Raw genomic sequence first — 1,113 nt, forward strand, 5'->3', positions numbered from 1 at the left:
GCCGATGGCACCGTCTCCGACGTCAAGATCGACAAATCCAGCGGCTTCCGTGGTCTCGACAATGCGGTGAAATCCCAATTGATGTCAGGTTCCTGCAAAAACAAACCAGGTACCGTTGACGGCAAACCACAGCAGACCTGGGCCAAAGTCCAGTATGTATGGAAGCTCGAGTAGTTCAGAAGAGCCCCAGGCAAGAGCAGCTGATCTGTCAGACTGCTCTACCCAAGAAAAGTAAGTCGCAACAAGATTAGTAACAAGCAACACACAAACCAAGTCGCACATAAAAACAGTAGTCAGCAATACCAACCTTATTTTGTTAAAAGGAAGCACCTCAATGAAAACCCGTTTCTCCGCATTCCTGGCTGCAACACTCCTGGCTTTGACAGCCGCCGTTGCCGTCGCTCCTGTATCTGCACAGGAATCTGCCTCTGCTGCTGCCTCCGCCGCTGCACCCGCTCCAGCCCCCGCCGCTGAAGCCCCTGCACCAGCCCCAGCCGACGCTGGCGCTCCTGCTGCACCAGCAGCCGCCAAAGAAATGGTAGAAAACCCATACGGTCTCGACGCCCTCTGGAAAACCGGTGACTTCGTTGCCAAAGGCACCCTCATCATCATGGTCATCATGTCCATGGGCAGCTGGTACATCCTCATCACCAAAATCATCGACCAGGTCAAACTGTCCGGTCAGGCCACCGATGCCCGCTCCAAATTCTGGAAAGCAGCCTCAGTACAAGCCGGTGCCGCTTCTCTGAAAGAAGGCAGCCCATTCCGCTTCATCGCTGATTCCGGCATCAAAGCCACAGAACACCATGAAGGTGCCTTGCTCGAACAAATCGACCTCAACACCTGGGTTTCCATGTCCATCCAGCGCGCTGTTGACAAAGTCCAAAGCCGTTTGCAAGACGGCCTGGCCTTCCTGGCAACGGTAGGTTCCACAGCACCATTCGTTGGTCTGTTCGGTACTGTTTGGGGTATCTACCATGCGCTGACAGCGATTGGTATGTCCGGTCAGGCATCGATCGACAAAGTAGCCGGTCCTGTAGGTGAAGCGCTGATCATGACCGCGATTGGTCTGGCGGTCGCTGTTCCAGCTGTTCTGGGTTACAACTTCCTGGT

At 54.6% G+C, this 1,113-nt stretch carries 2 protein-coding genes; both read left to right on the plus strand.

What is annotated here, in order from left to right; all coding sequences use genetic code 11:
- Positions 1-174 (plus strand): energy transducer TonB (locus AC3WQT_RS28875; RefSeq protein ID WP_492709471.1); only part of this gene is annotated, 174 nt, incomplete at its 5' end.
- Between the two features lie 160 nt (positions 175-334).
- A partial coding sequence (locus tag AC3WQT_RS28880; protein WP_492709470.1) for a MotA/TolQ/ExbB proton channel family protein occupies positions 335-1,113 on the plus strand: 779 nt, incomplete at its 3' end.

The sequence above is a fragment of the Undibacterium sp. FW305-107 genome, from assembly GCF_058788535.1.